This is a genomic window from Pseudooctadecabacter jejudonensis, assembly GCF_900172275.1.
Taxonomy (GTDB): Bacteria; Pseudomonadota; Alphaproteobacteria; order Rhodobacterales; family Rhodobacteraceae; genus Octadecabacter; species Octadecabacter jejudonensis.
This window is the reverse complement of sequence record NZ_FWFT01000006.1, coordinates 174,963-199,389: the sequence shown is the minus strand read 5'-3', so window position 1 is coordinate 199,389 and position 24,427 is coordinate 174,963. Positions and strand designations below refer to the sequence as shown.

Below are 24,427 nucleotides of genomic sequence, written 5' to 3'. Positions count from 1 at the left end.
CCCCAAAGTCTCGATGAGACTTTGACACCAAGGAACCAAAAACATGACACACGTTGAAGAACTCCGCCCCGAGGGCAAATTCGATAAAAACCGCAACATGGCCGCCACGGCCCCCAAATTCCTCAGCGTTTGGGACATCGAGGCCTACTACGGCGAAAGCTACATCGTCCAAGGCGTCAGCTTTGACATCCACGAGGGCGAAATCCTCGCCCTGCTGGGCCGCAATGGCGCGGGCAAAACCTCCACCCTGCGCACCATCGCACGGATGGACGACCCAGAGTTGAAGCACGGCGAAATCTGGCTCGATCACCAGCCCTTGCACGAAATGCGCAGCCATCAGGCCTCTCAAGCGGGCATCCAGCTGGTCCCTGAAGACCGCTCCATCATTCCGGGCCTGACGGTTGAAGAAAACCTCAAACTCGCCCAGATCGCCCCCCCCAAGGGCTGGTCCATCGATCGCGTCTATGACCTCTTCCCGCGTCTGCGCGAACGTCGCAACCAGGAAGGCGTGACGCTGTCGGGCGGCGAACAGCAGATGCTGTCGATTGCCCGCGCGCTGTGTCGGGACATCAAGGTCCTGCTGCTTGATGAACCCTACGAAGGTCTGGCCCCTGTCATCGTGCAGGAAATCGCCAAAACGCTGGAACTGATCCGCGATCAAGGCATCACCACCGTCATCGTCGAACAAAACGCCGTCGCCGCCCTGAAACTGGCCGACCGCGCTGTGATCCTCGACATCGGCAAGGTGGTCTATGACGGCTCCGCCCAAGAGGTTCTTGAGGATGAGGCCCTGCGCGCGAAATACCTCGCCATCTGATCTTTTGGCGGGGCGCTGCCCGGTGCCCTGCCAGCCAAGCTGCCATACGCGAGCCATACGGTTGCCATACGCAAACCATACCGCAAATTTGACGACACGAGGGACCCATGTCCAACACCTACCCCCCCACCGAAGCACAGGCCAAACGCGCCCACGCAGACGCCGAAACCTATGCCAAAATGTATTCCCATTCGATCACCGACCCCGAAGGGTTCTGGGCCGAAGAGGGCAAACGGCTGGACTGGATCAAGCCCTACACCAAGGTGAAGAACAGCTCCTTCACCCCTGGAAACATTGACATTAAATGGTTTGAAGACGGCACGTTGAACGTCTCTGCCAACTGCGTGGACCGTCATGTGGAAACCCGTGGCGATCAAACGGCGATCATCTGGGAACCCGATGATCCAAAGGACGACGCCAAGCACATCACCTACCGCGAATTGCAAGGCCACGTCTGCCGCATGGCCAACATCCTGCAATCATTGGGAGTTTCCAAAGGCGACCGCGTCGTCCTCTACCTCCCCATGATCCCAGAGGCCGCCTACGCCATGCTCGCCTGTACCCGCATCGGCGCGGTCCATTCCATCGTTTTCGCTGGCTTTTCGCCGGACGCCTTGGGCGCGCGAATCAACGGCTGCGACGCCAAGCTGGTGATCACTGCCGACTACGCCCCCCGCGGCGGACGCGAAACACCCCTTAAATCCAACGCCGATGCGGCCCTGCTGCATTGTAAGGAAAATGTTAAGTGTCTGGTGGTAAAACGCACGGGCGGTCAGACCACCTGGACGGATCGTGACTACGACTATAACGAACTGGTGCTTGAGGCGGACGATTACCAAAAGCCCGAAGAAATGAACGCGGAAGACCCGTTGTTCATCCTCTACACCTCCGGCTCCACCGGTCAGCCCAAGGGCGTGGTGCATACGACCGGCGGCTACCTCGTCTACGCGTCGATGACGCACCAATACACGTTCGACTACCACGACGGTGATGTCTTCTGGTGCACCGCCGACGTGGGCTGGGTCACTGGCCACAGCTATATCGTCTATGGCCCGCTGGCCAATGGCGCGACCACGATCATGTTCGAAGGCGTGCCGACCTTCCCCGACGCAGGCCGCTTCTGGGAGGTTTGCGCAAAGCACAAAGTCACCCAATTCTACACCGCACCCACCGCCATTCGGGCGCTCATGGGCGCGGGCGATGATCACGTAAAAAAACATGATCTCAGTGACTTGCGTCTGCTTGGCTCCGTGGGTGAGCCGATAAATCCGGAAGCCTGGACATGGTATTACAACGTGGTCGGCGGCGGCAATTGCCCCATCGTCGACACCTTCTGGCAGACAGAAACCGGAGGTCACATGCTGACCCCCCTGCCCGGCGCCACGACCCTGAAACCGGGTGCAGCACAAACCCCGTTCTTTGGCGTGAAACCCGTCGTGCTTGACCCGCAATCGGGCGAGGAAATCCACGGCAACGACGTCGAAGGCGTGCTGTGCATCGCCGACAGCTGGCCCGGCCAGATGCGCACTGTCTGGGGCGATCACGAACGGTTCGAAAAGACCTATTTTGGCGATTACAAAGGCTACTATTTCTCCGGCGACGGCTGCAAACGCGACGCGGACGGTGATTACTGGGTCACAGGCCGCGTGGATGACGTCATCAACGTCTCCGGCCACCGCATGGGCACAGCCGAGGTCGAATCCGCCCTCGTGGCACACGCCAAAGTCGCGGAATCCGCCGTCGTCGGATACCCCCATGACATCAAAGGTCAGGGGATCTACGCCTATGTGACCCTGATGAACGGCGAAGAGCCCAGCGACGAGCTGCGCAAGGAATTGGAAACCTGGGTCCGCACGGAAATCGGCCCCATCGCCAAACCGGATCTGATCCAATGGGCGCCGGGCCTGCCCAAAACACGCTCCGGCAAGATCATGCGCCGCATCCTGCGCAAAATCGCCGAGGATGATTTTGGCGCCTTGGGCGATACCTCGACCCTCGCCGACCCTTCGGTGGTCGATGATCTGATCGCGAACCGCATGAACCGCTCCGACTGATCCCTGCTGCCGCAACAAGGCGGCAATACGGGGGCCAACACGGTGCCCAAAAACCGCGCTGGTGCGAACCGGCGCGGTTTTTTATTGAACCAAGAAAGGGTTTGTTAACGTCTGTGTGGTTTGATCACAGACGGTGGGGGCTTTCTTCTGTGTTGAAGGAGCCTGTAATGGTTATGCAATCTCCCAACGTCGCCGGCCCGCAGATCTCGGGCCCGACCGTCCAACCCTCTGCAGACGCGGCCCCGCCCCCTGCCACACCGGACGCCCGCCCGACCGCGGATACCGCCGCCCTCAAAACCGATCCCACGCCTCAGGTGCCGCTGCCGATGCCCGCCACCCCCAATCAATCCGGCCTCGTGTCTCAGGCCGCATTGCCCTTGCAGGAAGATCTGCCCGAATTCGAACCCGTTGGCGCATCACAGGCCGAACGTACCCTCAAACCCTATGGTATCACCATGCTGCCGGAGGACCAGGAGGCGCAGAAACCGCCGCCTGCTGAGCCCGTGGCATCAGACCCTGACCCCACATCGGACCTTGACCGCTAACATGTCGAAATGACGTGGGGTCATTTTCCCGCCCGCCTGCGCTTTCAACCGTCGTGACCTTGGTGTAAGGACATAAAAGCCCTGCCGGTTTGCGGGGCTGTTTGCACAAGAACAGGCAACTGGCCGAGGGAAAAATGACCAAAAAAACGCCCCATGATACGGACGTCAGCTTTATTAAGGCATTGGCAGAACTGCTGCGCGAAAACGATCTGACAGAACTTCAGGTCAAACGCGACTACGGCGAAAACGACAGCTTGAATGTGCGCGTCAGCCGCCAACAGCCTGGCCAGGTCGTAACGCAAAAGGCCGCTGCCCCAGCACCTGTCGCAGCCCCCGCCCCATCTGCCGCACCGGCAGCAGCAGCCCCCGCCAGCGACGATGTGGACCCGGCCAATCTGCCCGGCGCCGTGACCTCCCCCATGGTCGGCACCGTATATCTGGCCCCCGAACCCGATGCCGCCAACTTCGCCAAGGTGGGCGACACCGTCAACGAAGGCGACACCCTGCTGATCATCGAAGCCATGAAAACCATGAACCACATTCCCGCGCCCAAATCCGGCACGGTGAAACGCATTCTGGTCGAAGACGGCGCACCCGTTGAATTCGGCGCGCCCCTCATGGTTGTCGAATAAGGGGTTGAGATGTTTGATAAAATCCTGATTGCCAACCGGGGGGAGATCGCGTTGCGGGTGATCCGCGCGTGTCGCGAAATGGGCATCGGATCTGTTGCTGTCCATTCCACCGCCGACGCCGACGCCATGCATGTGCGCATGGCCGACGAAAGCGTGTGCATTGGCCCGCCCGCCTCGCCCTCCAGCTACCTCAGCTTTCCGGCCATCATTTCCGCTTGTGAAATCACCGGCGCGCAGGCGATCCATCCCGGCTACGGTTTCCTGTCCGAAAACGCGCAATTCGTGCAGATCGTCGAAGACCACGGGCTGACCTTCATCGGCCCCACCGCCGAACACATCCGCGTCATGGGCGACAAGATCACCGCCAAGGACACGATGAAAGAACTGGGCGTGCCTTGCGTGCCCGGATCCGATGGCGGCGTTGACACGGTCGAAGACGCGCTGAAAATCGGCGAGGAGTTCGGCTATCCCGTGATCATCAAGGCTACAGCTGGTGGCGGCGGCAAGGGCATGAAAGTGGCCAATTCTGCCGAAGAGATGAAATCGGCCTTCCAGACCGCCCGCGCCGAAGGCAAAGCCAACTTCGGCAACCCCGACGTCTATATTGAAAAATACCTGACCACCCCGCGCCACATCGAAATTCAGGTGTTTGGCGACGGCAAAGGGAATGCAGTCCATCTGGGCGAACGGGATTGTTCCCTGCAACGCCGCCACCAAAAGGTGTTCGAGGAAGCCCCCGGTCCGTCCATCACCGCCGAAGAACGCGCCCGCATCGGCAAGATTTGCGCCGACGCTTGCGCGCGCATCAACTACATCGGCGCTGGCACCATCGAATTCCTGTATGAAAACGGCGAATTCTACTTCATCGAAATGAACACCCGCCTGCAGGTGGAACACCCCGTGACCGAGGCCATCTTCGGCCAAGACCTTGTGCGCGAACAAATCCGCGTGGCAGCAGGGCTGCCCATGTCGTTCGGTCAGGACGATCTGAAGATCAACGGCCACGCGATTGAGGTTCGGATCAACGCCGAGAAACTACCCAACTTCTCGCCCTGTCCGGGCAAGATCACACAGTTTCACGCACCCGGTGGCCTTGGCGTGCGCATGGATTCCGCGCTTTATGACGGCTATTCCATCCCGCCCTATTACGACAGCCTGATCGGCAAGCTGATCGTCCACGGCCGCGACCGGCCAGAGGCGTTGGCCCGTTTGGCCCGTGCCTTGGGGGAGCTGATCGTCGACGGTGTCGACACCACCGTGCCCCTCTTTCATGCTCTGTTGCAGGAAGAGGCCGTTTTGTCAGGTGACTACAACATCCACTGGCTTGAACATTGGCTTGAGGACAATCTGGTCGGCTGATCTGGCCAATCAATCATTGCGAAAGGGGCGCAGCACGCAGGTGCCGCGCCTCTTGTCTTTGGGGCGATAATAATCGCTCAGCCCCACGCGCGCGTCCTCGTCGCGGGCGTCCCAATCGAACCACTCGATCTCATAGGCAAGCGCCTGCGCCATATCTTCCATCGCGCGGAAACTGCACACGGCCTTGATCGCCCGTTCCTGCCCTTCATACTGCGGGATCGCGTTCAGCACATTCGACGTCCTTTCAGTGATCAGCATCATGATCGGGCCGGGTCGCAGCATGAATTCACTGTCCACGATCACCATCTTGGGCTGCAGCTTGCGGATCAGCTGGAACAGCCGGAAATGATCCATCAGGTGATACAGAATGCCGAAAACCGCAACGATATCATAGGTTTCGCCCTTGGCGATTTCGGCCTCCATCCCGTCGTAAATATCGCCCACCCGCAAATCAATGCGGTCCTTGAACGGCGCATCAGGAAAATCTGCAAACTTATCCACCATCTCTTGGCGGCCTTCGATGCCCACAACCTCCGCCGCGCCTGCCCCCGCAAAGGCGTAGGACCAGCGCCCATCGTGAGCGGCCAAATCCAGCACCCGTGCGCCGTTGATGGCCTCCGCATGGGGGGCGATCAGGGCCTCATACCGCGCATTCATCCGCGGCACGGACACATCAACGTCTTGGTAATAGGGAAGATCTTCAATAAAATCGAAAAATGACATTGGGACTGCTCCGTTCTTTTTTCTGAGTATTCGCACCCGCCGACCACAAAGCAAGCCCCGCAAGGACACGACACGTGACCACGACCCTAACGCCTGAAATTTTGCTGTCAGCCTACGCGGGCGGGATCTTTCCCATGGCCGAGCACCGCACCGATACGGAATTGTTCTGGGTGGATCCGCGCCTGCGCGGTGTGATCCCGCTGGATGGGTTCCACATCTCTCGCTCATTGGCCAAAACCATGCGCGCGGATCGGTTTCGCGTCACCTACGACGTTGATTTTGCAGGCGTTGTGCAGGGCTGCGCCGACAGGGATGAGACATGGATCAACGACATGCTCAGCGATCTTTATGGCCAGCTGCATCTGGCCCGCATGGCGCGCTCCATTGAAATCTGGGAGGAGGACGCGCTGGTGGGCGGTGTCTTCGGGATCACCCTGGGCGGCGCGTTTTTTGGCGAAAGCATGTTCAGCCGCAGGCGCGATGCCTCAAAAGTGGCGCTGGCCTATCTGGTGGACCGGCTGCGCGTGGGCGGCTTTTCCTTGTTTGACACGCAGTTCATCACGCCGCATCTGGCCCGTTTGGGGGCGGTGGAAATCCCCCGTGCCCAATACCGCGCACGCCTGACGGAGGCCCTCGCACTTGATGCGCATTTTGACCGGCAAGGCCCAGTGCCGGACGTCTATTCGGTGCTGCAGCGCAACGCCCAGACATCATAACGCGGATGATCCAACGCGTTCAGCGCAGGCGCCGAGGCGATCATCCAACCGCGAAAAACAGGCTCAACCTCGTTGTTGTAAACCATCGTCAGCAGGGCGTAGGCATCGCCCGATCTGTTGCCTGACGGATAGCGGCACTCCGTCATGGTGATGTTCAGCAAGCCATATTGCTTGGTCTCACCGTTGGCGAATTGCAGGTCATCCGTGCGCCCCGTGATCTTGTCCAGAACGCGCAGAACACCACCTGTTCCGGTCGTCGCCTCCTGTGCCACTGCGGGCAGACCCATGGCCGCAACCAGGGTCGCAAAAATCGCTGCACGTATCGTTCTCATTCGTCGTCCCGCCCCACAAAGGTCATCAACAGTTGGATCAAACTGACCGCCCCTTGGGTGTCTTCGATCAACGCGCCGTCTTCATACATATCAAACGACCCGCCCGGTACGATTTCCACAAAGGTGCCGCCCAACAGACCTTCAGAGGCGACCACGGCGGCGCTATCATTGGGGATGGGCACGCCGTCATCAATGGCAAATAGGGCCTCGGCACGATAGGTGTCGGTGTTCAGCGAAAGCCCGCTGACGGTGCCGATGGACACGCCCGCCATGCGAATGTCCGTGCCCACGGTCACCCCCTCAGCCGACCGAAAGTTGGCGCGCAAATCCTGACCCGTCGCGGGCCCGCCTATCCCTGCGGCCCCCAAGAGAACCCACAAAAAGCCCAAAGCCGCCGCAAATACGGCGGCCCCGACGATGACCTCTGTGGTGTTTTCGCGCATGTGGCCCCGTTACTCTGGCGTCCAGGCTTCGTAGTCGCTGCGGGGGGACGGATCCGGTTTACGGATAGATCCCTTGGGCGCATAGGCCTGCGCTGTGCCGGTCAGGTTTGGCAAGTGCGGTTTTTCCCATGGTTTGTTCGGCACTGTTTCGTCGGACGGAAGCTCATCCCAGGTGTGGTGCAGCCAGCCGTGCCATTCGGGGCTGACGCGGCTGCCCTCAACCTCACCGTTGAAGATCACCCAACGTCGGGTCTCATCGGCGTTGGTGTAGTAGACGTTGCCCGCCTCATCCTCACCAACCTTTTTGCCTTTGCGCCATGTCCACAGCTGCGTGCCGATGGTCTGGTTGTCCCACCACACGAAGATACGTTTGATAAAATTCCCTAGACCCATGTCTCTCAGGCTCCTGATTTGGCTTGGCGCTTATGTGCCTTATTGCGCGTCAAAGGTCCAGCGTCGCCGTTTGCGAGGGGCTAAAATTCCGGAATTTTAGCGCATGTGTTTTGGGCCCCGTCACGGGACGCGGGCCGTAACCTCAATTTCGATCTTCATCGCATCTTCCTGCAAATCGGCCACCATCATGGTGGCTGCGGGTTTGGCCACAGCGAACGCCTGCGACGTCAGGTGCCAGCATTTGGGCCAATCCATCTTGTCTGGCAGGATATAAGTCACCCGCACCACATGATCCAAAGACGATCCTGCCTCGTCCAATGCGGCCGCGATCGTGGCCAAGGTATTGCGGCACTGGTCCTCAACCGTTTCGGGCAAGGTCATCGTGGCATAATCATACCCCGTGGTCCCCGCAACAAACACCCATCCGTCCGCAACCACCGCGCGGCTGTAGCCGATCTGGGCCTCAAACGGGGATCCGGTGGAGATGTGACGCACCTGTCTGATGTCCGGGATCCCGCGCCGCGGTGGCCCGCAACGGCTATCCGGCCGTCGCAGGCTCCACCTCTTTTTTGGAATCGTCGTGGATCATCAGCGGTGCAGCGTCAGGGCCCACCGCCTCTTCGTTCACAACCACTTCGGTCACCGTGTCCATGCCCGGCAGATCGAACATCGTATCCAGAAGGATGTCTTCCATGATCGACCGCAACCCACGTGCACCCGTTTTGCGTTCAATCGCGCGTTTGGCGATCGCCTGCAGGGCGTCATCGGTGTACGTCAGCTTGACGTCCTCAAGCTCAAACAAACGTTGGTATTGTTTGACCAGCGCGTTTTTTGGCTTGCTCAGGATCGTGACCAGCGCGTCTTCGTCCAGATCTTCCAGCGTCGCGATCACAGGCAGACGACCCACGAATTCGGGGATCAGGCCGAATTTCAACAGATCTTCTGGTTCAAGGTCGGTGAAAATCTCACCCACGCCACGTTCATCTGGTCCGCGCACTTCGGCACCAAAGCCCATGCCTGCGCCCTTGCCGCGTTGGGCAATGATCTTATCCAGACCCGCAAACGCGCCACCACAGATGAACAGGATGTTCGTGGTGTCCACCTGCAGGAATTCCTGCTGCGGATGCTTGCGCCCGCCCTGCGGCGGAACGGAGGCCACGGTGCCCTCCATGATCTTCAAAAGCGCTTGCTGCACGCCTTCACCGGACACATCGCGTGTGATCGACGGGTTGTCAGACTTACGCGTGATTTTGTCGACCTCATCGATATAGACGATGCCGCGCTGCGCGCGTTCCACATTGTATTCGGAGGCCTGCAACAGCTTCAGGATGATGTTTTCCACATCTTCACCGACATAGCCGGCCTCTGTCAGGGTCGTCGCATCCGCCATAGTGAACGGCACATCCAGAATGCGCGCCAACGTCTGCGCCAGCAACGTTTTGCCGCAGCCTGTCGGGCCGATGAGCATGATGTTGGATTTCGCCAGTTCAATATCGGATTTTTCCGCGTGATTCAGGCGTTTGTAGTGGTTGTGAACCGCCACCGACAAAACCCGTTTGGCGTGGGCTTGCCCGATCACGTAATCATCCAGAACGCTACAAATCTCAAGCGGGGTCGGCACGCCTTCGGACGCTTTCAGGCCCGCGGATTTCGTCTCCTCGCGGATGATATCCATGCACAATTCAACGCATTCATCGCAGATGAAAACCGTTGGCCCTGCAATCAGTTTGCGCACCTCATGCTGGCTTTTGCCGCAAAAGCTGCAGTACAAGGTGTTTTTGCTGTCGCCGCCAGACGTATTCGCCATGTCGTCTTTCCCTTGGTCGGCCCGCAAAGCGTGGCCTTTTTAATGTTTCGGGCTGGTTGGGTTTCACCCTAAGCCAGCCCGATATGGTCCACAACGCCTAAAACGCGACTGTGATCACACGCCTAAGTCTAAGCGTCGTCATCCAGCTTGCCGCGGCTTTCGACGATTTCATCGATGTGGCCCCAGTCTTTGGCCTCTTCCGGCGTCATCCACTTGTCACGATCAAGCGCCTTTTCGACCTCTTTCTTGGTCTGACCTGTGTGCTTCATGTACAATTTGTACATCCGCTCACGGGTTTGCTCGATATGGTTGGCGCGGATCAGAATATCGGATGCCATGCCCTGGGCGCCCCCCGAAGGCTGGTGCACCATCACTTCGGAATTGGGCAGCGCAAACCGCATCCCCTTTTCGCCGCCCACAGCAATCACCGACCCCATAGAGGCCGCCATGCCGCAAATCAGCGTGCTGACCTTGGGGCGGATGTACTGCATCGTGTCATAAATGCTCATCCCCGAATGGACGGCCCCACCGGGGCTGTTGATGTACATCGAAATTTCTTTTTTCGGGTTTTCCGCCTCAAGGTGAAGCAGCTGTGCGACAATCAGCTGGCTCATCCCGTCGTGAATGGGGCCATTCACAAAAACAATACGTTCTTTAAGAAGACGGCTGAAAATATCATAGGCCCGTTCGCCACGCGACGTCTGTTCAACGACCATGGGGACCAAATTCATGTAGGTTTCGACGGGATCTTGCATAAGCTTCTGCCTTCGGGATTTGGACGCATTTCTGCGTCATCTACAGGGTATTCGTTACCCAAACCTTAGTGGGGGTGACGGGGGGCTTCAAGGGCACCATTTCGCGTGAGGAGACCCGCGCGGGTGCTACATAAAAGCACGCCTTGATCCGGTTTCAACCTCCGCTACCTCTCTGGCCATGATGTTTGATCCGACACGAGACGCAGGGCTGGCGCGCCTTGTCGCCTATACACCCAAAATGGGCCGCCACTACGCCGGCAACCGCAATTACGACCGCCCCGGCCACGACGATGTGTCGCGCCTGTCGCCGTATTTGCGCCACCGCATGGTGAGCGAGGATGAGGTGCTGCGCGCCTGCCTGGCCGCCCACGCGCCCTCCACGGCGGAAAAGTTCATCCAAGAGGTCTACTGGCGCACCTATTGGAAAGGCTGGCTGGAACACCGTCCTTCGGTTTGGACACAGTATCGCACAGGGCTGGATCAGGCGCTCAATGATGTGCAAACGCAATCGGGTCTGCGCCGTGCCTGGGGTGACGCCTGCGCGGGGGCCACCGGCATCGACTGTTTTGACCACTGGGCGCGGGAGCTGGTCGAGACCGGCTACCTGCACAATCACGCGCGGATGTGGTTTGCATCGATCTGGATCTTTACCCTGCGGTTGCCGTGGGAGTTGGGCGCAGATTTCTTCTTGCGGCACCTTTTGGACGGCGATCCTGCGTCCAATACGTTGGGGTGGCGCTGGGTCGGCGGGCTGCAGACAGTGGGCAAAACCTATCTGGCGCGGCCCGACAACATAGCAAAATATACCGATGGCCGGTTCCGTCCCCGTGATCTGGCCGCCTTTGCCGCCCCGCTCGACGGCTATCCCAACCCTGACCGCACGGCCCTGCCCACCTCGTCACCCTTGCCCAAGGGCAACGTGGGCCTGCTGGTGACTGAAGATGATCTGACGCCGGATTGGATCACGGATCAGATCAGCGTAGACGGCGTGGCACTTTACGACGGCACGGCCCACCGCAGCCCGCTGCATCTTGGCGAACGCCTCACGTCCTTTATGACGGGTGCCTTTGACGACACGGCAAAACGGCTGGGCGGCGCCACGCGGTTGGCTGACGTCGCTGCGGTGAAAGACTGGGCCGCGGGATTTGATGCCGTTGTCATGTCCTACCCGCCCGTGGGCGGCACTGCGGATGCCTTGGCGAGCATTGAAACGCACAAGCTGATCCGGCCTTATGACGCAAAGGCCTGGCAATACGCCACCGCTGGGTTCTTCAAATTCAAAGACAAGATCCCGAAATTATTGCGTGCCTACGACAACCAGTTGAGCCTGATCTAAAATTCCGGAATTTTAGATCCCCCGCAAATTTCCGGAAATTTGCGCCCCCCCAAAAAAACCAAAGGCGCCCCCGACAGGAATCGGGGGCGCCTTTTTCATGTCATGCCAGAGGGGCTCAGTTCAGCAGGTTCGGGACAATCGTCACGATGCTTGGGAAGAAGGCCAAGATCGCCAGCCCCACCACCTGGATCAGCACGAAAGGTGCCACACCGCGGTAGATGTCACCTGTCGTCACCTCTTTCGGGGCCACGCCGCGCAGATAGAACAGCGCAAAGCCGAAAGGTGGTGTCAGGAAGGACGTCTGCAGGTTCACCGCGATCATGATCGTCACCCACTTGGGATCGAACGTGCCGCCGTAGATGACGGGCCCCACGATCGGGATCACGATGTAGATGATCTCAAGGAAGTCCAACACGAAGCCCAAGATGAACAACACCAACATCACGATCAGGAAGACCGTCCATTCCTCATCAAAGGACCGCAAGAACTGCTGGATGTAATGTTCCCCGCCAAAGGAAATCACCACAAGGTTCAACAGCTGCGACCCGATGAGGATGGTGAACACCATCGACGTCACCTTCGCCGTCTCTCGCACCACCGGCGTCAGCACGCCGCCCAGCCACAGGACCGTGCAGGCGTAAAACAGACCGAACATCGAGAACAGGAACATGGAGAACGCGAAGAAGAAGGCGAGGTAATCCTCAAACGCCACATCTTCCTGCCCGATCCGCATATCGAAGTTCACGCCCACAATCAGCATGAGCATCACAGCACCCGTGGCCAACAGAATGATCTTGCCCGACTTTTCCTGATCCGCCAGCTTGCGGTAGGCCGCCAGCATGATCGCCCCGCCTGCGCCCAGTGCGGCTGCAGGTGTGGGGTTGGTGATCCCACCCAGGATAGAGCCCAGCACAGCCACGATCAGAACCAACGGCGGGAAAACCACGCGCAACAGGTCGTTCTTGGCCAACCGTGCCAGCGCAAACCGCATAGACCACGCGACCAGCAGCAAAGGCAGGATGATGATCAACGTCGTCACACCCGGCGATGTCAGCGGAGAAATCAGAACGATATCCGCCAAAAGCATCAGGCCGATGGCCCCTGCCCCCACCACCAATGGCAGCGGGTTGGACGACGGCGACACGCCCCGTGCCACAGCCAGAACCAGACCCAACAGCAATGCCAGCACCGCAATGCCGGTGCCAATCGCGGGGGCGTCTGCCACCCGTTGTGCCACCAGCTCTGCGCGTTCCTCATCAGACAGCGCGCGGGCTTGGGCGACGCCGCCGGCCTCGTCAATCGCGGCCTGCTCGGCCAGCGCTTGGTTCCAGGCTTCATCCCCGTGCAATTCTTGCATGGAGGCCGCACATTCCGGCGACACGTTGGTGCGCAGGCTGGCGGTTTGACCCGCATCGGTAAAGCTGTCGACGATGACAGACTGGCTGCCCACAACACCAAGGTTCATCAAGAACACCAGACCAATGATCAGACCACCCGGCACGGCGAGGAACCATGTCAGCCCTTCGTTGCGCGTGATCGCCTCGGAATTGGTGGATCCCATTTCAACCGCGGGGGCCTTGGCCGGGTTCAACAGGGCAAAGCCAAAGGCATAGGCCGCATAAAGCCCCGCCAACATGATCCCCGGCAACAAAGCGGCCTGGAACAAGGTGCCCACGGACACCACCGCAGGTTCCCCCAGATAGGTCAGTGCATCCGAACAGCCTGCAAGCTGCGCGCGTTCTTCCTGGGCCGCGGAATACAAATCCCCCGCCAAGGTGCCCAACAAAACGATCACGATGGACGGCGGAATGATCTGCCCCAAGGTGCCAGATGCCGCGATGACGCCCGTCGCCAACTCTTTCGAATAGCCTGCGCGCAACATGGTGGGCAGCGACAACAGGCCCATGGTCACAACGGTCGCGCCCACAATCCCGGTCGAGGCCGCAAGGAACGCGCCCACAACCACCACCGACACGGCCAGACCGCCCGGCAATCCGCCGAAAACGCGGCTCATGGTGGTCAGCAGGTCGTCCGCGATCTTGGAGCGTTCCAACGTGATGCCCATCAGCACGAACATCAGCACCGCCAACAAGGTCTCAATCGACTGGCCCGCCAAGACCCGTTCGTTCATGCGGTTGACGACGAAGGACACGTTGCGGTCCAGACCGGTGGTCATCCAGCCGGCGTCAAACAGCGCTTCTTCGATGCGGGGCAATTCGGGGAACCGGAACACGGATATGCTTTCCGGCCTTATCCCTTCTGCGATCAGGGCCGCATATTCTGCAGACCCCGTGTCGATCGCCTGGTGGATCAGATACCCCCCGCTGTCCAACGCCGCGATGATCGCGAATGAAATGATGGCCGAGCCACCGATGGCAAAGGCGACGGGAAAGCCCGACAAGATACCTGCGAACAGACACAGGAAAACGATAATGAGGCCAATTTCTACGCCATCAAGTCCGAAAAGCATGATTTTCCAGCCTTCTTTTAATGTGTGCCTTCGAAGGCTTCTTCACCTTCACCGAGCGTATCTTTGTCGAGGTTTTTGCCGATGCTGTCTTCGCCTTCGACCCATTCCAGATAGGACCGATAGAAGAAGGCGACCGCCTGCAGCAGAACCAATGCGGTGAACAACACCAACAGGACCTTGAACAGGAAGTAGGCGTTGAACCCGTTGGGGCTGAAGCCGATGGTTTCCACGTTCCAGCGCACCGCGCGCGCCTTGGTCAGCAACCGATCAAGGCTGTCGGACGCGGACGGCTTTGGCGTGATCAGGTGACGCCACAAGAAGTACCACCCGTACATCCACGTGATGATCGCCGCAGGCACCATGAAAAACAGCGACCCGAACATGTCGATCACACGTTTGGCGCGGTGGCCTATGGCGGAATAGACCAGATCAACGCGGACATGTCCGCCCTGAACAAAGGTATAGGTCACACACAGGCAGACAATCATGGCGTTATACAGCTTCAGGCTTTCGGCCCACCAGCTGACATCGAAGGTCGTCGCCATCCCGAAACCAAACGAAATTTCAGACACCGCAAAGACCCGCTGCATGAAAATAATAATGATCTGGATCATCACCATCAGCAATCCGGCCCAGGCAAAGGTCCGCCCGACCGAATTGGCGATGCCTTCAAAGACCCGCACCACGCCCCACATCAACGGCCTGTACGCAAAGGCCGCAGCCGACAGGATCAAGAACATCGTGAAGACCGCAAAGAAGAACTCAACCGATCCGCCATAATAGACGAACCGCATCAGCGCCTCTTTGTCCTCGGTGGTGTTGGCCCAGCTGAGCCAGTCCAACCAGATGGTCGGATGGGTGATGGCAAAGGCGATGTTGTAGATCGCCTCAAGAATATTGGCAAAGAACCACACAAAGGCGTCCCAGATGGCGCCCAAGGTCGTCTCAGCCGGTGCAATCGGGTCCGCCCCTTCAGGGACATTGCCCTGCCAGCGTTCAACCAATCGCGTAAATCCGTTTTCATAGCTGGACCAGAAGCCTGCGTTTGCGGCGTCTTCTTCCATGTCCCTGCCCCCCGAAATGTCTTGAAAGTTAGGCCCAGCTTGTCAGCATCCACCGGTCACGATGGCCGATCACGATTGCCAAACAAGGGGTGGGCCGGTTTGGTTGGGCCCTGCCTACCGGGCAGGACCCCTCCGGTTCTTTGATCTGGATCAAATGACCCAGAAAGCGGCCTTAGCCGCCCATCACACGGTCACGCTGGGCGCGGTACGCACCTTCGGACTGGGAAATCCAGCTGGAGGATTCCGCCATGGATGTGTTGTAGGAGGCGCGGATTTTGTCATACAGCTCGTCGCCGTTGTACTGGTCCATCGTCTCCATTGCGGCGGTGCCCATGGCATCCCAAACGCTGTCTGGGAATTCCAGAACCTTCACGCCACCGGCCTGCAGACGCTGCAGCGCTGCACCGTTGGAGTTCATGAACTGGGCCAGGTTCCACTGGTGCGCTTCGCCTGCGGCGATCTCGATGATCTTCTGGTGGGCTGGGGACAGCTCATTGAAGACGTCGAGGTTGGTCGCCAAGGACAGGCCTGCGCCCGGCTCGTGCATACCAGCGGTGTAGTAGAACTTGGTGATTTCCTGGAAACCGGCCTTTTCGTCTGCCCATGGGCCGATCCACTCGGTCCCGTCGATCGCACCGGAGGCCAGCGCCTGGTACACTTCCGCACCTGGCAAGTTCTGAACGGAGGCACCCATGTTGCCCAGTGCCTGACCACCAAGGCCCGGCATACGGAACTTAAGACCCTGGAAGTCTTCCGGACCCGTGATTTCCTTGGCGAACCAACCGCCAGCCTGTGGGCCGGTGTTGCCTGCGAGGAAGGATTTCAGACCGAAGATTTCGCCCAGCTCGGTGTGCAGGTCGTGACCGCCACCGTGGTAGTACCAGTTCATCAGTTCCTGTGGGGACATGCCGAATGGTACGGATGTGAAGAAGGCGTAACCTGGGTGCTGACCCACGAAGTAGTAGTCAGCGGCGTGGTACATGTCGGCCTGACCGGAGGTCACGGCGTCAAAGCTTTCAAACGCGCCAACCAGCTCGCCTGCGGCTTTCAGGTCAACCGTCAGCGTGCCGTCAGACATCGCGGTGATGGTGTCGGCTGCGCGCTGTGCGGCGTCATGCACACCTGCAAGGCCGCGGCCCCAGGATGTCACCATCGTCAGCGTGCGGTGGCCAGCGGCATAAGCAGGCGCTGCGAGTGTGGTTGCGGCTGCGGCGGTTCCGCCCAGCGCAGAGTTCTTCAGAAAAGAACGACGATCCATGTGTATTTCCTCCCATGGAATTGCCTGCCTCACCCCTCCCAAGAGGCGGACAGATCGTTGCAAGTGTGAAGACGTTAACGAAACCTTGTTGCGTGCGGAATACCCACTGCCCCGTAGAAAACCCCCGATTGTCAGACAATCTGACCAGTTGGACCAACATGTTAGCGCGAACATCAAAACGGTCTCACCGAATGAATCGAATCAAGCCTAGTGATCTGACTGATTCCCGATTAACGATTCGCCCATGGGATCTGTGTGGACATCACTGCGCGACGCCGTGCGCCTCAGCTACGGGCAAAAGCTGTTTTTGCTGGCCACGGTGCCGCTGTTGTTGTCCGTCGCGGTCATAACCCTGATCGTGGCGAACCAGTCGCGGGCCTTAGCGGATCGTGAAATCAGGGCCTTGGAAACCCAGCTGATCGACGCCAAACGCGATGAGCTGCAAAATTACCTCTCCATCGCCAAGACCGCCTTTGTGAACATCTATGGCCGCGCCGCCCCCGACGACGAGGAGGCCAAACTGGAGGTCACCCGCATCCTGTCTGCGATGCTATATGGCCAAGACGGCTATTTCTTTGTGTTCGATTACGACGGCACAAATCTGGTGGCCCCGCGCCAAACCAATCTGATTGGCCAGAATTGGCGGGGCCTTGATGACATCGACGGGGTGCCGATCACCAATGAAATCATCCGGCTGGCGCGGTCCGGGGGCGGCTATCATGAATTCCAATGGCCCAAACCAACCACCCGCGAAACCGCGCCAATGATCGTCTACGTCAATGGCCTGCAGGACTGGCGTTGGGCGATTGGCACGGGGATTTTCGTGGATGACGTGCGCGAAACCGTCGCCTCGGCCCGCGCCGATGTTGAGGACCGGATCCAGCAGACGACCTTCTACATCCTTCTCGTGACCATCGCCGCCCTTCTGGCGGTGTTCTTGACCGGCATCGTGCTCAACACCCGTGAACGCAGGCTGGCGGATGCAAAGCTCAAACAGCTGACCGAACGCATCATCGACACGCAAGAAGAAGAACGGGGGCGCGTGGCGCGTGAACTCCATGACGGGATCAGCCAGATTCTGGTCTCCGTCCGATATGCGCTGGAACTGGCCCGCCGCCGGATCACCACAGGCGACGACCGCGCGGGTGCGAGCCTGGATAAGGGCATCGACGCCTTGGGCGGCGCGATTGGCGAAGTGCGCCGGATCAGCCGCGATCTGCGGCCCGGGGTGCTTGATGACCTTGGCCTTGGCCCTGCCCTACAATCCCTGTCCGAGGATTTCAGCACCCGCACGGGCATCACCGTCGATTTCGAGACCGTCGTGTTTCGGGGCCGTCTGGACGAAGACGCCCGCATCGCCCTTTACCGCGTCGCACAAGAGGCACTGACCAATATCGAACGGCATGCCAACGCCACGCAAGTGACCTTGACCCTCAAGGGAACCACAAAAGGTGCTTTGTTGCAGATCTCAGACAACGGGCGGGGCATGCGCCGTGGGCGCACGTCGGGCGGCGGATTGGGCCTGCGCAACATGTCCGAACGCATGGAACAGCTGGGCGGCACCTTTCGCGTTCTGACCTCAGCCGCGGGCGCAGGCACTGGCACCACCCTTGAAGCCCGCGTGCCGTTGACGCATATGCTGTCGCCGGAAAAAGCGGCCAAGCGGCCGGCCAAGACGCAAAAGGATATCGCATGACCCCGATCCGCGTGCTGATCGTCGACGACCACCCGATGGTCGCCGAAGGCATCGAAGCCATCTTGGAAACCTATGACGATCTGGACGTAATCGGTGTTCTGACCAATGGCCAAGCCGCGATTGACGAGGTCGAGGCGCTGGCCCCTGACGTGATGCTCCTTGATCTGAACATGCCGGGTGTGAACGGCCTGTCGGCCACTGAAATCATCCTCGAACGTCGCCCCGACACCCGCATCCTGATCCTCAGCATGCATGACAGCCCTGAATATATCTCAACGGCGCTGAACCACGGGGCCAAGGGCTATGTCCTCAAGGACGTGCCCACAGAAGAGATCAAGACCGCGATTGATACGGTGATGGCGGGGGGCGAATACCTGTGCACCGGCGCGCGCGGGTCGCTGAAACCGCGCATCTCCGACGGGCGCGAGCCCCTGACATCGCGCGAACAGCAGATCTTGTTGGAATTGGCGCAGGGCAAATCCAACAAGGATGTGGGTCTGGCCCTGGATATTTCCGTGCGCACCGTGGAAACCCACCGCAAGAACATCAAACGCAAGCTGGGGATATCATCGACCGCGGGGCTGACCCGTTACGCGATGGAGCATGGGGTGTTACAAGGCACAGGCCGGTAAGGCCTGTGCGGTCGTTAAAACCGACCGAGCGGCCTGCGGCATTCCGGCCCTCCGGGGGGAGTTTTTTGGGTCAGATGAAGGGGGGCGCCGCTCAAAAACGGATGCAGAAAGGCCGCCCCGGCGGGGGGGCGGCCTTGATTTTGATGGGGCTGTCTAGCCGATGACGGCGTTGTCATCCCGCTTGATCGCCACGATGGTCGAACGGGCGAGAGAGCCTTCGCCATCGGGGAACGGTGCTTTGGGGTGCTGGATGCCAACAAAGGCCGTGCGGCGGTCGGATGACCAGGTGATGCCCGTAACTTCCGACCCTTTGGGGCCAGTCATAAAGCGGCGGATTTCACCGCTGACCGGATCGCCAACAAGCATCTGGTTGTTTCCCATGCCCGCAAAGCCGTCTTCGTTGCTGTCGTCCCCATCGGTCTGGATCCACAGCAGACCTGCGCTGTCGAACATCATCCCGTCGGGGCTGTTGAACATGTTGCCCTTATGGACGTTGTCCGATCCGGCGTAGGCGTCGTCGTGGACCTCGGGATTGCCGGCCATGACGTACAGATCCCATGTGAAATCGACAGCCGCATGGTCGTCGTTTTCGGGATACCAGCGCACGATCTGGCCGTATTTGTTTTCGGCCCTTGGGTTGGGGCCGTTCACGGGTGTCTCATCCCCACCGGCGTTGGGTTTGACGGCACGGTTTTTGTTGTTGGTCAACGCGCAGTAGCCTTCCACAGCGACCGGGTTCACGGCGACCCATTCGGGGCGGTCCATGGTGGTGGCACCTACGGCGGAGGCCGCCAGCCGTGTGTGAATGGCGATCTCTGCGGCGTCCATGCCTGTGGCCTCTGGCGTCAGGGCTATCCATTCGCCACGGCCATCGTCGGTGAACTTGGCCGCATAAAGCTGGCCTTCGACCAACAGATCAGAGGTATCGCCGCCCGGCGTATAGACCCCATCAGAGACATATTTATACAAGTATTCACCGCGTTCATCGTCGCCCAGATAGACAACCACGCGCCCATCAGGGGCCACGGCACAGGCGGCGTTTTCGTGTTTGAACCGGCCCAAAGCGGTGCGTTTCATCGGGGTTGAGGTCGGATCGGCGGGATCGATTTCCACGATATAGCCAAAGCGGTTCGGCTCATTGATGTTTTGGGACAGATCGAACCGCGCGTCATAGGTTTCATAGGCGTAGCGCCCTTCCAGACCGATGCCGTAGCGGCCAAACTCTGCAGACAGTTCAAGCGCTTGATCGGTGGATCCGAAGTAGCCGTTGAAGTTCTCTTCGCAAGTCAGGTAGGTGCCCCACGGCGTTTTGCCTGCGCCGCAGTTGTTCATCGTGCCCAGCACCGTCCGCCCCTCAGGATCGGCCGCAGTCTTGAGCAGGTCGTGCCCTGCGGCGGGCCCTGTCAGGGTCATCGGCGTCTGATGGGTGATGCGGCGGTTGAGGTCACTGTCGAGCACGATGCGCCAGCCGTCCTCGGCCTCTTCCACCTCAAACACCGCCACGCCTTGGGCGTTTTGCAACAGCTGCACATCGTCCAGCGAGGTCACGTCACCGCCCGAGCGGGCCAGGTTGGTGCGGGTGTTGGCGTATTCGTGGTTCACCGCGATGACCTGACGACCGCCGATGTTAAACAGCTCCATCCCGTCGGTGTTTTCGCCAAAGGCGCGCGCCTGGCCTTCGGTTGTGACACCGCTGACAGGGTCAAAGGCAGGCGCGTCGGAGAACAACGGGTCGCCCCATTTGGCCACAGGCGCCCAGGAATACCCCTCAGGCACGTGGATGGTGAAATCGGTGGCAATCGGAATGGCGTCGAAGGCAAAGCGGTCGGAGGCCGCCAACGCCGTGCTGCCCTTGAACACGCCCGCGCCCATCACCGCAGCGCCCGACCCCATCGCAAGCACGCGGCCCAGAAAGCCGCGGCGCGACATGGCAGAGGCCACGACACCGTCAAATTCGGTCATTTCAGGTGTAGGACGTTGCAGTTCATCCCAGTCATCCCAGCTCATGGTGTCCATGGCGTCTGCTTGGCTTTGGGGCGTGGCGGGGGTCTGGATGTGTTTCATCGTAAATCCTCAGGTTGGCTGGCAGTCCCTATGCTGCCGCTGAGGTTGGTGTCCGCGATTCCCGTGACGGTGCGATTACAGTTTTGAAACAGGCCGCTGACAGTTTGATGTCGGATTGATGACAGGCCTGCCGCGTCCGCTTTGAGCAGCCCCAGAAAGAAAGTTGCGAAAAACCGCCCTACAGCGACATTTTTGCGATTTGGGCTGTTGACCGTCCTGCCCCGCTTGGGCATACATCCAGCACGCACAAAGGAGAGCCTCGGATGAACATCGTCCTTGTACTTGAAGGAGACACGCGCATGGGCCTGTAACAGGTTGACCATTCCGGTTCCCATGCGCCTCCGAAATCTTCGGGGGCTTTTTTATGCGATACGACACGATAACGGCAGCTGCTAAGAGGATAAAACAATGTCAGCTCAAATGACCGGTGCAAAAATGGTGGTTCAAGCCCTGATCGATCAGGGTGTGGATACAGTCTTTGGATATCCCGGTGGCGCCGTCCTACCGATTTATGACGAGATTTTTCAGCAAAACTCGATCAAGCACATTCTGGTGCGTCACGAACAGGGAGCGGTTCATGCCGCCGAAGGATACGCACGGTCCACCGGCAAACCCGGTGTTGCGCTGGTGACATCCGGCCCCGGGGCCACGAATGCGGTCACTGGCCTGACGGATGCGCTGATGGACAGCATCCCGATCATCGTTTTCACCGGACAGGTGCCGACGTTTATGATCGGATCCGATGCCTTTCAGGAGGCCGACACGGTCGGCATCACGCGGCCCTGCACCAAACACAACTGGCTGGTCAAGGAAACGGACGCGCTGGCGCCCACGATCCATGAGGCGTTCCACGTGGCCACATCCGGCCGCCCCGGCCCTGTGCTGATCGACATCCCCAAGGATGTTCAATTCGCCAACGGCACCTACGCTAAGCCCGCGCCGCAAAAGTCGCACTATCAGCCCAACGTCAAAGGCGACATCGAAGGCATCACCGATCTGGTCGCCGCGATGGAAAAGGCCAAGCGCCCTGTGTTTTACACCGGCGGTGGTGTCATCAACTCCGGCCCTGCAGCATCCCAACTGCTGCGCGAATTGGTCGAGGCTACGGGCTTTCCCATAACCTCAACCCTGATGGGTCTGGGCGCCTATCCGGCGTCAGGCGAACACTGGATCGGCATGTTGGGGATGCATGGTCTGTATGAGGCGAACATGGCGATGCACGATTGCGATCTGATGATCAACATCGGCGCGCGCTTTGACGACCGGATCACGGGGCGTCTTGATGCGTTCTCGCCCGGCTCCACCAAGGCGCATATCGACATCGATCCGTCCTCCATCAACAAGGTCATCCAAACGGATATTCCGATCATCGGCGATGTGGGCCACGTCCTGGAAGACATCCTGAAGGTCTGGAAATCCCGCGGCCGCAAGACGAATGCCGAGGCCGTGACCAAGTGGAAACACCAGATTGCAGACTGGAAAAAGGTCAACTGCCTGGCGTTTACGCAAGAAGGCAAGGTCATCAAACCCCAGCACGCCCTGACCCGTCTGGAGGCGCTGACGAAGGACCGTAAAGATCGCTACATCTGCACCGAGGTCGGCCAGCACCAGATGTGGGCCGCGCAGTACCTTGGCTTTGAAAACCCCAACCAGTGGATGACATCGGGGGGATTGGGCACGATGGGCTACGGCTTCCCCGCGTCCATTGGCGTGCAAATGGCGCACCCTGACGCGCTGGTCATCAATGTCGCCGGTGAGGCGTCGTGGCTGATGAACATGCAGGAAATGGGCACCGCGGTGCAGTACAACCTGCCCGTCAAACAGTTCATCCTGAACAACGAACGTCTGGGCATGGTGCGCCAGTGGCAAGAATTGCTGCACGGCGAACGCTATTCCTCCAGCTGGTCCGAAAGCCTGCCGGATTTCGTGAAACTGGCCGAGGCGTTTGGCGCCAAGGGCATCATCTGTTCCGATCCTGCGGATCTGGACGATGCGATCATGGAAATGCTGAACCATGACGGGCCGGTCATTTTCGATTGTCTGGTGGAAAAGCACGAAAACTGCTTCCCGATGATCCCGTCGGGCAAGGCCCACAACGAAATGCTTCTGGGCGAGGCCGAAACCCAAGGCGTCATCGACGCGAAAGGGTCTGTTCTGGTCTGATCCGATGGCACTTGTCTATGACACCTTCAACATCGTCTCCGTCGGGATGAGCTGTCAGGCAGCCTTCCAGATCGAGAAGGGCCAGAAGTTTCTGGACCGCAACGTGGGCGAAAAGGGCCGGATCAAACGCACGCCGTTTGACTGGCTCATCGCGCCACCGCGTGCCTTGGCCAAGGTGTTGGACACAAATCGGTTTTTCCCGGACAGCCCTGATGCGCTGACCCATGTGCGCGGCAAAGTGTACTATTGGGATGACATGAGGCTGTGGTTTTTTCACACCCCAAACCTGATTGAACGGTTCGATGAATTCCGGTCCAAGTTCGATCATCTGGCAGAAAATTTCGCAGCCCTCGCCCGAAAACCCACCATCGGCGTGTGGTCCAACACGCAACGCAACCTCACGCCGTCATTGACCGTGCCGCCGCTGGACCCTTTGGCGCGGCAGGCCGATCTGGCGGCGTTGGACGCAGCGTTCAAGGCACGGTTGCCCAACAGTCATATGTTCAATGTGGTGCGAAAGGGCCGCATGGACGAAGGCGATCCCCTGCCCCACGGCACGTTCGTCACCTACGACGACCGCGAACCGCCCCGCAGTTGGGAAGGGGACGCGGGCGTCTGGCGCACGAAGTTGCGGCAAATGCTGAATGATCCTCAGGTGACCGCACTGCGCGGCCAATCCACTCCGCAAAGCGCAACAGTGTAACGCGATGGATCATTTGACCCCCGCAAAAACGCAAAAAAAGGGCAGCCCCGACGGGGCCACCCTTCCAACAATCGGTAACAACCGAGGGTTGATTTACCGGTTCAGCGCAGCTTCGAGGAACTGCTCGGCTTCGCCACGCTCGTCGGCGTCGATTGCGCCGTTGCCATCTGTGTCGAATACCATCATGTTCATCTCGATCAGCTCATCGATGGTGATCTCACCGTCGTCATTCTGGTCCATTGTTGGGTCCAGCACGGCGCGGTTTGGATCGAAGTCACCGAACTTGGAATGGCCGTCGGCCAGGGCAGCGGTGCCCAGCGTTGCAACAGCAGCGGAAGCGATCAGTGTTTTCATCAGGTTTGTCATTTTAAAATCCTATTGTCTTTGGGCCAGCACCGTGATGGACAAGGTGTCCTGTGCGGCTTCGGAAACACAACACATCGCTGCGTCCAAAAGTTCCTGCAG

At 59.4% G+C, this 24,427-nt stretch carries 24 protein-coding genes; 11 read left to right on the top strand and 13 right to left on the bottom strand.

What is annotated here, in order from left to right; genetic code table 11:
- The first annotated feature begins 43 nt into the window (after positions 1-43).
- The 5 genes from PSJ8397_RS15875 (at position 44) to accC (ending at position 5,407) form a co-directional block, all read left to right on the top strand.
- Positions 44-817, top strand: a complete 774-nt coding sequence (locus PSJ8397_RS15875; protein WP_085865608.1) for an ABC transporter ATP-binding protein — start codon at positions 44-46, stop codon at positions 815-817.
- Between the two features lie 107 nt (positions 818-924).
- On the top strand, positions 925-2,871 hold the full coding sequence (gene acs / locus PSJ8397_RS15870; protein WP_085865607.1) for an acetate--CoA ligase: 1,947 nt from the start codon (positions 925-927) through the stop codon (positions 2,869-2,871).
- Positions 2,872-3,038: 167 nt separating this feature from the next.
- Positions 3,039-3,416 (top strand): hypothetical protein, encoded by a 378-nt coding sequence (locus tag PSJ8397_RS15865; protein WP_085865606.1) that lies wholly within the window; start codon positions 3,039-3,041, stop codon positions 3,414-3,416.
- 134 nt (positions 3,417-3,550) lie between these two features.
- On the top strand, positions 3,551-4,048 hold the full coding sequence (gene accB, locus PSJ8397_RS15860) for an acetyl-CoA carboxylase biotin carboxyl carrier protein (protein ID WP_085865605.1): 498 nt from the start codon (positions 3,551-3,553) through the stop codon (positions 4,046-4,048).
- A 9-nt stretch (positions 4,049-4,057) separates the two neighbouring features.
- Positions 4,058-5,407 (top strand): acetyl-CoA carboxylase biotin carboxylase subunit, encoded by a 1,350-nt coding sequence (gene accC, locus PSJ8397_RS15855; RefSeq protein WP_085865604.1) that lies wholly within the window; start codon positions 4,058-4,060, stop codon positions 5,405-5,407.
- Between the two features lie 9 nt (positions 5,408-5,416).
- Here the strand turns inward: accC and PSJ8397_RS15850 are convergent, their stop codons facing one another.
- A complete protein-coding gene (locus PSJ8397_RS15850; protein ID WP_085865603.1) occupies positions 5,417-6,130 on the bottom strand; it encodes a class I SAM-dependent methyltransferase in 714 nt (237 codons plus the stop codon).
- A gap of 74 nt (positions 6,131-6,204) precedes the next feature.
- Here PSJ8397_RS15850 and aat point away from each other — a divergent pair, with 74 nt between their 5' ends.
- Positions 6,205-6,846: a leucyl/phenylalanyl-tRNA--protein transferase gene (gene aat, locus PSJ8397_RS15845; protein WP_085865602.1), complete on the top strand. Its 642-nt coding sequence runs from the start codon at positions 6,205-6,207 to the stop codon at positions 6,844-6,846.
- Here the strand turns inward: aat and PSJ8397_RS15840 are convergent.
- The 6 genes from PSJ8397_RS15840 to PSJ8397_RS15815 all read right to left on the bottom strand — a co-directional run bounded on the left by PSJ8397_RS15840 (position 6,810) and on the right by PSJ8397_RS15815 (position 10,576).
- The gene (locus PSJ8397_RS15840; RefSeq protein ID WP_085865601.1) at positions 6,810-7,178 is read right to left on the bottom strand and encodes a DUF2155 domain-containing protein; all 369 of its coding nucleotides are present in this window, start codon (positions 7,176-7,178) and stop codon (positions 6,810-6,812) included. The genes aat and PSJ8397_RS15840 overlap by 37 nt on opposite strands.
- Positions 7,175-7,621: an outer membrane lipid asymmetry maintenance protein MlaD gene (gene mlaD / locus PSJ8397_RS15835; RefSeq protein WP_085865600.1), complete on the bottom strand. Its 447-nt coding sequence runs from the start codon at positions 7,619-7,621 to the stop codon at positions 7,175-7,177. The genes PSJ8397_RS15840 and mlaD overlap by 4 nt, the downstream gene beginning before the upstream one ends.
- Before the next feature lie 9 nt (positions 7,622-7,630).
- Positions 7,631-8,014 carry an NADH:ubiquinone oxidoreductase subunit NDUFA12 gene (locus PSJ8397_RS15830; RefSeq protein WP_085865599.1) on the bottom strand — a complete coding sequence of 128 codons (384 nt, stop codon included), beginning with the start codon at positions 8,012-8,014 and terminating at the stop codon, positions 7,631-7,633.
- A 120-nt stretch (positions 8,015-8,134) separates the two neighbouring features.
- Positions 8,135-8,509: a RidA family protein gene (locus tag PSJ8397_RS15825; protein ID WP_085865598.1), complete on the bottom strand. Its 375-nt coding sequence runs from the start codon at positions 8,507-8,509 to the stop codon at positions 8,135-8,137.
- 43 nt (positions 8,510-8,552) lie between these two features.
- Positions 8,553-9,821: an ATP-dependent Clp protease ATP-binding subunit ClpX gene (gene clpX / locus PSJ8397_RS15820; RefSeq protein ID WP_085865646.1), complete on the bottom strand. Its 1,269-nt coding sequence runs from the start codon at positions 9,819-9,821 to the stop codon at positions 8,553-8,555.
- 128 nt (positions 9,822-9,949) lie between these two features.
- Positions 9,950-10,576, bottom strand: coding sequence for an ATP-dependent Clp protease proteolytic subunit (locus PSJ8397_RS15815; protein WP_085865597.1), 627 nt, complete (start codon positions 10,574-10,576; stop codon positions 9,950-9,952).
- Positions 10,577-10,754: 178 nt separating this feature from the next.
- Here PSJ8397_RS15815 and PSJ8397_RS15810 point away from each other — a divergent pair, with 178 nt between their 5' ends.
- Positions 10,755-11,912, top strand: coding sequence for an FAD-binding domain-containing protein (locus PSJ8397_RS15810; protein WP_306372148.1), 1,158 nt, complete (start codon positions 10,755-10,757; stop codon positions 11,910-11,912).
- A gap of 115 nt (positions 11,913-12,027) precedes the next feature.
- Here PSJ8397_RS15810 and PSJ8397_RS15805 read toward each other — a convergent pair whose 3' ends face one another.
- The 3 genes from PSJ8397_RS15805 to PSJ8397_RS15795 all read right to left on the bottom strand — a co-directional run bounded on the left by PSJ8397_RS15805 (position 12,028) and on the right by PSJ8397_RS15795 (position 16,704).
- Positions 12,028-14,382, bottom strand: coding sequence for a TRAP transporter large permease (locus PSJ8397_RS15805; RefSeq protein ID WP_085865596.1), 2,355 nt, complete (start codon positions 14,380-14,382; stop codon positions 12,028-12,030).
- A gap of 17 nt (positions 14,383-14,399) precedes the next feature.
- Positions 14,400-15,446: a TRAP transporter small permease subunit gene (locus PSJ8397_RS15800; RefSeq protein ID WP_085865595.1), complete on the bottom strand. Its 1,047-nt coding sequence runs from the start codon at positions 15,444-15,446 to the stop codon at positions 14,400-14,402.
- Positions 15,447-15,618: 172 nt separating this feature from the next.
- Complete coding sequence (locus PSJ8397_RS15795) at positions 15,619-16,704, bottom strand: TRAP transporter substrate-binding protein (RefSeq protein WP_085865594.1); 1,086 nt, start codon at positions 16,702-16,704, stop codon at positions 15,619-15,621.
- Positions 16,705-16,948: 244 nt separating this feature from the next.
- Between PSJ8397_RS15795 and PSJ8397_RS15790 the strand changes: the two genes are divergently transcribed.
- Positions 16,949-18,400, top strand: coding sequence for a cache domain-containing protein (locus tag PSJ8397_RS15790; RefSeq protein WP_085865593.1), 1,452 nt, complete (start codon positions 16,949-16,951; stop codon positions 18,398-18,400).
- On the top strand, positions 18,397-19,032 hold the full coding sequence (locus PSJ8397_RS15785; RefSeq protein WP_085865592.1) for a response regulator transcription factor: 636 nt from the start codon (positions 18,397-18,399) through the stop codon (positions 19,030-19,032). Before PSJ8397_RS15790 ends, PSJ8397_RS15785 begins: the two co-directional genes overlap by 4 nt.
- A 153-nt stretch (positions 19,033-19,185) precedes the next feature.
- On the opposite strand, the gene PSJ8397_RS15780 is transcribed toward PSJ8397_RS15785, so the two are convergent.
- Both PSJ8397_RS15780 and PSJ8397_RS15775 read right to left on the bottom strand, forming a co-directional pair.
- Positions 19,186-21,096: a PhoX family protein gene (locus PSJ8397_RS15780; RefSeq protein ID WP_235000800.1), complete on the bottom strand. Its 1,911-nt coding sequence runs from the start codon at positions 21,094-21,096 to the stop codon at positions 19,186-19,188.
- The gene (locus PSJ8397_RS15775) at positions 21,093-21,431 is read right to left on the bottom strand and encodes a hypothetical protein (protein ID WP_085865591.1); all 339 of its coding nucleotides are present in this window, start codon (positions 21,429-21,431) and stop codon (positions 21,093-21,095) included. Before PSJ8397_RS15775 ends, PSJ8397_RS15780 begins: the two co-directional genes overlap by 4 nt.
- Positions 21,432-21,504: 73 nt before the next feature.
- On the opposite strand from PSJ8397_RS15775, the gene PSJ8397_RS15770 reads away from it, so the two are divergent.
- Positions 21,505-23,259: an acetolactate synthase 3 large subunit gene (locus PSJ8397_RS15770; protein WP_085865590.1), complete on the top strand. Its 1,755-nt coding sequence runs from the start codon at positions 21,505-21,507 to the stop codon at positions 23,257-23,259.
- Between the two features lie 4 nt (positions 23,260-23,263).
- Positions 23,264-23,962 (top strand): hypothetical protein, encoded by a 699-nt coding sequence (locus PSJ8397_RS15765; protein WP_085865589.1) that lies wholly within the window; start codon positions 23,264-23,266, stop codon positions 23,960-23,962.
- A gap of 93 nt (positions 23,963-24,055) precedes the next feature.
- On the opposite strand, the gene PSJ8397_RS15760 is transcribed toward PSJ8397_RS15765, so the two are convergent.
- On the bottom strand, positions 24,056-24,328 hold the full coding sequence (locus PSJ8397_RS15760) for a hypothetical protein (RefSeq protein ID WP_085865588.1): 273 nt from the start codon (positions 24,326-24,328) through the stop codon (positions 24,056-24,058).
- Positions 24,329-24,427: the final 99 nt, after the last annotated feature.

Bases quoted from the DNA above. Each gene is read 5' to 3' on its own strand.
- acs (WP_085865607.1), top strand. From the start codon at position 925: ATGTCCAACACCTACCCCCCCACCGAAGCACAGGCCAAACGCGCCCAC.
- PSJ8397_RS15810 (WP_306372148.1), top strand. From the start codon at position 10,755: ATGATGTTTGATCCGACACGAGACGCAGGGCTGGCGCGCCTTGTCGCC.
- accB (WP_085865605.1), top strand. From the start codon at position 3,551: ATGACCAAAAAAACGCCCCATGATACGGACGTCAGCTTTATTAAGGCA.
- PSJ8397_RS15815 (WP_085865597.1), bottom strand. From the start codon at position 10,576: ATGCAAGATCCCGTCGAAACCTACATGAATTTGGTCCCCATGGTCGTT.
- PSJ8397_RS15800 (WP_085865595.1), bottom strand. From the start codon at position 15,446: ATGGAAGAAGACGCCGCAAACGCAGGCTTCTGGTCCAGCTATGAAAAC.
- PSJ8397_RS15795 (WP_085865594.1), bottom strand. From the start codon at position 16,704: ATGGATCGTCGTTCTTTTCTGAAGAACTCTGCGCTGGGCGGAACCGCC.
- accC (WP_085865604.1), top strand. From the start codon at position 4,058: ATGTTTGATAAAATCCTGATTGCCAACCGGGGGGAGATCGCGTTGCGG.
- clpX (WP_085865646.1), bottom strand. From the start codon at position 9,821: ATGGCGAATACGTCTGGCGGCGACAGCAAAAACACCTTGTACTGCAGC.
- PSJ8397_RS15790 (WP_085865593.1), top strand. From the start codon at position 16,949: ATGGGATCTGTGTGGACATCACTGCGCGACGCCGTGCGCCTCAGCTAC.
- mlaD (WP_085865600.1), bottom strand. From the start codon at position 7,621: ATGCGCGAAAACACCACAGAGGTCATCGTCGGGGCCGCCGTATTTGCG.
- PSJ8397_RS15785 (WP_085865592.1), top strand. From the start codon at position 18,397: ATGACCCCGATCCGCGTGCTGATCGTCGACGACCACCCGATGGTCGCC.
- PSJ8397_RS15805 (WP_085865596.1), bottom strand. From the start codon at position 14,382: ATGCTTTTCGGACTTGATGGCGTAGAAATTGGCCTCATTATCGTTTTC.
- PSJ8397_RS15765 (WP_085865589.1), top strand. From the start codon at position 23,264: ATGGCACTTGTCTATGACACCTTCAACATCGTCTCCGTCGGGATGAGC.
- PSJ8397_RS15875 (WP_085865608.1), top strand. From the start codon at position 44: ATGACACACGTTGAAGAACTCCGCCCCGAGGGCAAATTCGATAAAAAC.
- PSJ8397_RS15840 (WP_085865601.1), bottom strand. From the start codon at position 7,178: ATGAGAACGATACGTGCAGCGATTTTTGCGACCCTGGTTGCGGCCATG.
- PSJ8397_RS15775 (WP_085865591.1), bottom strand. From the start codon at position 21,431: ATGGGAACCGGAATGGTCAACCTGTTACAGGCCCATGCGCGTGTCTCC.
- PSJ8397_RS15770 (WP_085865590.1), top strand. From the start codon at position 21,505: ATGTCAGCTCAAATGACCGGTGCAAAAATGGTGGTTCAAGCCCTGATC.
- PSJ8397_RS15865 (WP_085865606.1), top strand. From the start codon at position 3,039: ATGGTTATGCAATCTCCCAACGTCGCCGGCCCGCAGATCTCGGGCCCG.
- PSJ8397_RS15850 (WP_085865603.1), bottom strand. From the start codon at position 6,130: ATGTCATTTTTCGATTTTATTGAAGATCTTCCCTATTACCAAGACGTT.
- PSJ8397_RS15760 (WP_085865588.1), bottom strand. From the start codon at position 24,328: ATGACAAACCTGATGAAAACACTGATCGCTTCCGCTGCTGTTGCAACG.
- PSJ8397_RS15780 (WP_235000800.1), bottom strand. From the start codon at position 21,096: ATGAAACACATCCAGACCCCCGCCACGCCCCAAAGCCAAGCAGACGCC.
- PSJ8397_RS15830 (WP_085865599.1), bottom strand. From the start codon at position 8,014: ATGGGTCTAGGGAATTTTATCAAACGTATCTTCGTGTGGTGGGACAAC.